Annotated in this window: 5 protein-coding genes and 1 pseudogene; all 6 read right to left on the bottom strand. The window is 37.4% G+C overall.

Annotation, left to right across the window (positions count from 1 at the left end; genetic code table 11):
- Positions 1-198 precede the first annotated feature (198 nt).
- Positions 199-709: pseudogene (locus tag FYJ39_RS20125) on the bottom strand (transposase); the annotation flags it as partial.
- Positions 710-792: 83 nt separating this feature from the next.
- Positions 793-1,272: a hypothetical protein gene (locus tag FYJ39_RS20120; RefSeq protein WP_154474087.1), complete on the bottom strand. Its 480-nt coding sequence runs from the start codon at positions 1,270-1,272 to the stop codon at positions 793-795.
- Positions 1,273-1,292: 20 nt separating this feature from the next.
- Positions 1,293-1,913, bottom strand: a complete 621-nt coding sequence (locus FYJ39_RS20735; protein WP_235919910.1) for an RHS repeat-associated core domain-containing protein — start codon at positions 1,911-1,913, stop codon at positions 1,293-1,295.
- A 47-nt stretch (positions 1,914-1,960) separates the two neighbouring features.
- Positions 1,961-2,146: a hypothetical protein gene (locus tag FYJ39_RS21120; RefSeq protein ID WP_154474086.1), complete on the bottom strand. Its 186-nt coding sequence runs from the start codon at positions 2,144-2,146 to the stop codon at positions 1,961-1,963.
- Between the two features lie 678 nt (positions 2,147-2,824).
- On the bottom strand, positions 2,825-3,259 hold the full coding sequence (locus FYJ39_RS20100) for a DUF4304 domain-containing protein (protein ID WP_154474084.1): 435 nt from the start codon (positions 3,257-3,259) through the stop codon (positions 2,825-2,827).
- A gap of 12 nt (positions 3,260-3,271) precedes the next feature.
- The gene (locus FYJ39_RS20095) at positions 3,272-3,643 is read right to left on the bottom strand and encodes a hypothetical protein (protein ID WP_154474083.1); all 372 of its coding nucleotides are present in this window, start codon (positions 3,641-3,643) and stop codon (positions 3,272-3,274) included.
- Positions 3,644-3,747 lie beyond the last annotated feature (104 nt).

Genomic DNA, 3,747 nt, shown 5'->3' with positions numbered 1-3,747 from the left:
GACTGGCCAGCCGGATCAGAAAATCCCAGTCGGATTCCTCATACTGCAAAAGGAAGTCCGGGATTACCCTTCCGTTTGTCAGGCAGTCTTTGATCTGCGCCCGCTCCTGATCCTCCAGCACTTTTTGAAGATCCTGGATTCTTGAGTCTGCTTTTACAGAGAAAGATTGCATGTACTCATGATTCAGAAGATTGACCGCTTCTTGAATCTTCTGGAACATTTTTTCTTCCCATTTGCCAACAGACTTTTTCCAGACAAACGTGTATTTATTGGCGCACGCTTCCAGCTTTGTACCGTCAATAAATACCGTTTCTGTTGATAATTCACCAACATCTTTCAGTCTACGCACCATCTGATAAAACAGACCTTCGCATGCCTCTAAAAGGAAACCTGTCCGAAACCTGGCAATCGTACTGTGATCAGGTGCTTTTTGTCCAGCAAGCAGCCACATAAAGTTAATAGCTCTTAAGCAGGCTTTTTCGATTTTTCTGGAAGAATAAATGTTTTGAGAATAAGCGTAGGTCAGGATCTTGAACATGGCCTTCGGATCAACTGCAGGATTTCTTCCCTTAGAAGAGTAAGCCTTATACAGCAACGTATAATCGAGTTCCTCAAGCTCATGGCTCAGAAGTCAAACGGAATCATCATCAGGGACAAGCCCTTCTAAACTTAATGGCAGGTTCTTCGGAGCCTGCTTTTTCATTTTCATCAAAAAGGAGACGTTGCTCCATAGATGATTACTCATCTATTTTGCAACAGCCCCCTAATCTATTTCGTTTTTCTCATGAATAATTATCTCATCTCTAATAGTGTATAAGCAGCATTTTCGTCAAATTTCATACTATTCAAAAGTTTTTTTACGTTTTCAGAAATAACTAAATACGATTTTTGAGACATCATAACATCATCCATATCTTGACTAAAAAATCCTTCATCTTCGATAAATAACGACTTCTGCGGTATTAGTCTATAGAAAACAGGAATGTTACGATTAGGATACAATTCCAAAAATTCATCGCTATAAGATATTTCAATATCCTCAAATTTGCATCCCGAAAAACCTTTCAATTCTATCTCCTTTTTTAACCTTTCTGAGACCAAGAAACAAGGTGTTACCTCTAACAATTCATCTCCTAACCATCCATCAAATACAAAATGCAAGTGTGATATTATAGGATTTTCTTTCTCATTTACAATCGCATCATAATTGTCATATACTGTATTTTCTCCAATTTCTCCTGCGACTTCTGGTTCAATAATATAATATTTCATCGCCTATCTCCTCGTCTTTACTAATTTACTGGTGGATTAAATAAATGTCCAAATTTTGTATCAATCTCTGCCGCTTTATCTAAAAGTTGTTGTTTTGTTGGATTTTGAAAATCTTTGTAGAAACGATTCCATTCTTTTCTAATTTTTGATAAGTGTAAGTCGGGATTAATTTCTTTCGGTATTCCTCGTAAGTTATCTATTGAATGCATTTCTTCGTAAGTAAATAATCCTTTTGTCTGTGGTCTAGTTAGCACTTGTTGTTCAACTGAATGATGTACTACAACTTGTCCCTCTAATTCTGGATTTTGTTCAAAAAAAACTTTCTTATAATCTATCTTATTAGAAGAATTACTACCCTTACTTCCCCCCTCATCACCAATCCCACTGCCAACCTTAGCCTCATATGAACTATATCCGCTGGGATCATAATACACCACCGGGTTATTCTCACAGTACGCATACAGGTTTAGACCATCTCCCAGGTACTCATCCTCCTGCATAAATCTCCCCAGGATCGGGTTATAGTATCTGGCTCTCAGATAATACTGCTCTGTTGCCTGGTCATACTGCTGGCCCGTATAGCAAAGCCGGTTCGAGATTTCCTCCTGGAAAGCAGTCCCATTTCCAAAGGCGTCGTACAGGTAATGGTTTCGGATTCTTCCCGTTTCATCCGTAATCAGCGCATTGCTTAACTGCTCATCCTGATGGTAGTAAAAGCGCTCCCCATTCCTCTTAAAGCCCTCAATCCCAGCACCGATATGATAGCTGGTTTCTTCTCTATCTCCTCCTTCATACAGCAGTTCCCCATTATGATAAACAAAGCGGAACCTCTGCCCATTTTCCTCAGTTTCGTACCGCAGGCCTTCTGCATCATAGCGGTTCTCTTGAATCTCTCTCTTCCACTCAACGCGGATCTGCTGGTTCCTGCTGTTGTAAACGTACCTCCTGGTTCCCTCCGCTCCTTCTTCTGTCAGTATACTTCCCTGTCAGCTATAAGTAAACTGTTTTTTACCGCTTGGGCTATCTAAAAGAATTAACTGATTCTTTTGATTGTAATGGTATTCGGTTACACCTTCACAATCCTCTTTGCTGAGCCGGTTGCCCGCTGCGTCATAGGAATACGAGAAACACCCACCGGCAGAGCCGTTGGGAGAAATGTGGTATGGCATAACTTTCTCTGCTGTTTAGAAATTTGTTATACTTTGGGACAATTTTATCGGGATTGCCCTGTAACAGAAAAATCGAGAATGTTCCATGGCGCTTGTCGCCAATAGAACATCCTCGATTCTGTGTTTACACCTAGGTATTATGGAGATATCTCATCCCCCTTATACCCCCTGGTGAGTGCCATTGTAACATGGATGTTTAGGGATCGTCAAGAAAATCTTGCGTTTTGATTTCAGTTACCCTTATGTGCACCTACCTGGCAATTTTCTGTATGAGAATTCTAGTTCCTTAATTACATTTTATTACTAAACATACAACATAAATATTTTTTCAATCTCACTCAAAATAATGCAGTAGCCATTTACGACTACTGCATTATTATTGATTAACTAATACCCAAATACTTTTTAAGACTAAGATTTGCAACACAAATAGCTTCAGGAAACATTTCAAAAAACTTACTTATGCCTGCATTAAAAACTGGAATAATAATAGTGCTGATATTCTTTTCTAAATTTATTTTTAGTTCTTCAGAACTCATTATGTCTAAAGGATATTTATACTCTTTTCCCCCATTTGCTTCATAAACAAATCTTCCCGTAATATCACATTCATTTATCTTAGGATATATTAAATCATTATGAATGTCCTTTATGCAAAACCCAAAATTAATATAATAACTATCTTCGTAATTGGATTTCTGTAAATTAATAAGTGCAATTATTTTGTCAGAATCACAATAATAATTTTTTTTACAATAAGTAAACCCATAATTACTTATGATATCCTGTGTTTTTTTCTTAAACTCTGTATTATTCATAATTACTCCTTTTTAATACGTATCTAAAACTGTTGACCATCCTTCACCAAATACAGTTTCAATCTCTTGAAGATATCCTGCCAACTGTTTAGTACCTTTATTAATTTGATTTGGATTATGAGGCTTTAGTTCATAAACAGTCTTGCTTTCAAAATCAATAAAATCAACTCTTTTACCACTAGGAAGCACATATTCTTTCCTCTTTGTGAAACCATTATCGATATCAACCATATATTCTTTATGAACTTTTTTCCCTAATTCAAGACTAGACTTGGTATATCCTTTATCATTAGTAGGAATATCATATTGAGATTTAAATGTTCTTCCAGATGGTCTGCCACCCTTACTACCACTCTTACTACCCCCCTTGGCATAGACACTCAACCCTTATGCTTTTTGCGCCTTTTCCATCCCTTCTTTGGAAAAAGCGGACTGTCCTTAAGGATCTGGCAGTTCTAAATCTTTAAATACTAAAGCAGAAAAAGAAC

The organism is Clostridium porci (assembly GCF_009696375.1).
GTDB lineage: Bacteria > Bacillota > Clostridia > Lachnospirales > Lachnospiraceae > Enterocloster > Enterocloster porci.
This window is presented reverse-complemented; position numbering and strand designations above follow the sequence as displayed.

Coding starts and splice junctions, on each gene's coding strand:
- FYJ39_RS20120 (WP_154474087.1), bottom strand. CDS start 1,272: ATGAAATATTATATTATTGAACCAGAAGTCGCAGGAGAAATTGGAGAA.
- FYJ39_RS21120 (WP_154474086.1), bottom strand. CDS start 2,146: ATGATGCAGAAGGCCTGCGGTACGAAACTGAGGAAAATGGGCAGAGGT.
- FYJ39_RS20100 (WP_154474084.1), bottom strand. CDS start 3,259: ATGAATAATACAGAGTTTAAGAAAAAAACACAGGATATCATAAGTAAT.